General features: G+C 69.2%; 3 protein-coding genes. All 3 read left to right on the top strand.

What is annotated here, in order from left to right; genetic code table 11:
* Window positions 1–1,239 (top strand): copper amine oxidase (locus tag R6V09_RS49425; RefSeq protein ID WP_317887982.1); only part of this gene is annotated, 1,239 nt, incomplete at its 5' end.
* A 104-nt stretch (window positions 1,240–1,343) separates the two neighbouring features.
* Complete coding sequence (locus R6V09_RS49420; RefSeq protein WP_317887981.1) at window positions 1,344–2,585, top strand: SAV2148 family HEPN domain-containing protein; 1,242 nt, start codon at window positions 1,344–1,346, stop codon at window positions 2,583–2,585.
* A gap of 110 nt (window positions 2,586–2,695) precedes the next feature.
* Window positions 2,696–3,228: exonuclease domain-containing protein (locus R6V09_RS49415; protein ID WP_317887980.1), on the top strand; the 533-nt coding region annotated here is incomplete at its 3' end.

The following is a 3,228-nucleotide window of genomic DNA, read 5'->3' as shown; positions in this document are numbered from 1 at the left end:
TCCGCGGGCGCGGGCCCGGCCGTCGCCCAGCCGAAGGCCGCCCCGAGCGCCGCCGCCCCCGGCTGCAGCGCCGCCTACACCATCGAGCAGAAGCTCTCCACCGGCACCACCTGGCGGATGTGCTGGCATTACGAGCGCGAGGCCGGCCTCGTCCTGGAGAACATCTCCTACCAGCCGCCCGGCCAGGCCACCCCCATCAAGGTGCTCGCCGACGCGAAGCTCGCCCAGATCCATGTCCCGTACGACGACGGCAAGAACGAGTACAGCGACCTCACCCAGTACGGTTTCGGCACCGGCCTGATGAACATGCAGCCCGGCGAGTGTCCCGGCGGCACCATCAAGACGGTCAAGGTCCCCGACGCCATCGACCCGGCCCACCCGAACGTCAAGGGCCTCTGCACGACGACCCGTTCACGCGGACACGCCTTCCGCATGCAGGGCGACAGCGCCAACAAGGTCTTCCAGACCCAGGGCAAGGACTTCCTCGTCTACACCGTCAACCAGGTCGGCTGGTACGAGTACATCACCGAGTGGCGCTTCCAGGACGACGGCACCATCAACATGAACGTCGGTGCCACCGGCAGCCTTTCGCCCTACGACTACGACGCCGGCGACGGCCGCGGCTGGCCGCTCGGCAAAAACGCCACGGCCTACGCGACGAGCCACCAGCACGACGTCTTCTGGAAGTTGGACTTCGCCCTCGACGGTTCCTCCAAGGGCCGCGTCGAGCAGTACGACTCCGCGGTCACCACGCACGGCGCCAACACCCCCACGAACAAGACCACGTTGACCAAGGTCACCAAGGAACTCGCGGGTGACGCGAAGAACATGCGCTGGTGGCGCATCGTCAGCGCGACCGGCAAGAACAAGGACAACCACGCCCGGTCCTACGAGATAGTCCCCGGCCCCACCACCAAGTACCCGGGCCGCAGCTTCACCCAGCACGACGTGTACTTCACCCAGTACAACAAGTGCGAGCAGTTCGCCAGCGACAACCTGCCCAACTGCGGTGCGGGGCACCCGAAGCAGGTCGACAAGTGGGTCAACGGCCAGACCCTCACACAGCCCGTGGTCTGGGTGAACGTCGGCTTCCACCACATCGCCCGCGACGAGGACCAGCAGCCGATGCCGGTCCACTGGCAGGGATTCTCCATCGCCCCGCGCGACGTCACCGCTATGAATCCGCTCACTCCGCCCGCCCTCGCGAACCAGAACGGCAATGTGAACGGCGGAAGTTGAGAAACGACCCTGTCCATCCGGCTGCACCGCCGACCGGTCCCGGAGTACCCTTCCTTGATCGTTGAGACTGGGGAGAGCTCGGGGGAGCGGAAGGCGGTGCACGGGTGGGCTCGGGAGGGCTGGAGTTGCCCCCTGGTGACGAGAGTCACGAGGGGAACTCCGCAGAAGTCCCGCCCGGCGCGGTGTCCCTGGCACGTCCGATGGACGCGGCTGGTTCCATCGGTCCGGAGCTGGACTGGGACGCCGACGCCTGGCGCGAGGTGCGTACGCGCGCCCAGCGAGCCGGCCGCGCCTACATCTGGCTGAACCTGGTCGAACAGCGGCTGAGGGCCGTCGTGGCCGCCGTACTGCGTCCCATCTACGAACCCGTCCACGGCGACGAATGGGTCGTCGCGGCGGCCGGTCCGGCCGGTCAGGAGTGGGTGCAGCGCGCGGTCGCCGTCCGCGAAGTCAGCCGCCGCAAGGGCTACTTGCTCGACCCGGCCGACGACAACGTCCTCAGCTTCCTGACCCTGCCGCAGCTGCGCGAGCTGATGGTGCAGCACTGGCCGTGCTTCGAGCCGTACTTCGACGAGCGCCGGGACGTCGAACTCGCCCTGGACGAACTGGAAGTGACCCGCAACGTCGTCTCCCGCAACCGCGCCCTGTCCGAGGCCGTCCTCAACCAGGCCGAGCGGGCCTCCGCGAAACTCCTGGAGACCCTCGGCGCCGGCAGCGACGTGCCCTCGGCGCGCCGGCTGCCCGTCGACGCGGTCGAGGAGCTGATCGGCGACCGGTTCGCGGACGTGGTCGCCGTCCACCCCGACCGGGTACGGCTGATGCGCCAGTTCCCGGCCGAGGACATCTTCGGCGGGGCCCGCCGCGTCGACGCCATCGGCATCGGCCTCAACCTGCTCGTGCAGAACTTCTCCGGCCGACGGCTGGTCCGCCTCGCCGAGTCCGGCTGCCGGGTACGGCTGCTGTTCCTCAACCCCGCCTCCAGTGCGGTGAAGCGGCGCGAGCGTGAACTCGGCATAAAACGGGGCGAGTTGAGCCGCGCCGTCGAGATGAACATCCTGCACATGCGGCGGGTGCGGTCCCGGCTGCGCGACCCGGGCGCCTTCGAGATCCAGGTCTTCGACGAGACGCCCCGCTTCACGGCGTACCTCGTCGACGGCGACGGCTCGGACGGCATAGCCGTCGTGCAGTCCTATCTGCGCCGCAGCCGCGGCATGGAGGCGCCGGTGCTGGTGCTGCGAAACGGCAGCCGACTCGTCAAGTCGGACGAAATGGACGACAGCGGTCTTTTCCCCACCTATCGCGATGAGTTCGAGCAGATGTGGGCGGATTCGCGACCGGTGTCCTGACCTGTCCGAGCCCGGTCCGGCGGTAAGCGGAACGCGGTCCTCGGATTGTCAGTGGCTCATGCGAAGGTGGAGACCACTGGGGGAAAGCACCACCGAGAAGGGGGGCCGTCATGGCCTGGCACCAGGAGCTGCTCATCGGCTTCGACCTGGAGACTACGGGGACGGAACCGCGCGAGGCGCGCATCGTCACGGGCGCGGTCATAGAGGTCAGGGGCGGACGGCCGGCGGGCCGCCGGGAGTGGCTGGCGGATCCCGGCGTGGAGATCCCGGCCGACGCCGTCGCCGTACACGGCATCACGAACGAACGCGCCACCGCCGAGGGCCGCCCGGCCGACGAGGTCGCCGACGCGATCGCGGACGTCCTCGTGACCTACTGGAAGACGGGCGTCCCCGTCGTCGCCTACAACGCGGCCTTCGACCTCACCCTGCTCTCCGCCGAGCTGCGCCGGCATCGACTGCCGTCCCTGCGCGACCGCCTGGGCGGCACCGACCCCGCCCCGGTCATCGACCCGTACACGATCGACCGCTCCGTCGACCGCTACCGCCGCGGCAAGCGCAACCTCGAAGCGGTCTGCCAGGAGTACGGCGTGGTCCTCGACTCCGCACACGACGCCTCGGCCGACGCCCTCGCCGCCGCCCGGCT

Origin of the sequence: Streptomyces sp. W16, from assembly GCF_033194735.1 — a bacterium.
Classification (GTDB): domain Bacteria; phylum Actinomycetota; class Actinomycetes; order Streptomycetales; family Streptomycetaceae; genus Streptomyces.
The sequence above is the reverse complement of the archived record's forward strand: the minus strand, read 5'-3'. Positions and strand labels throughout refer to the sequence as shown.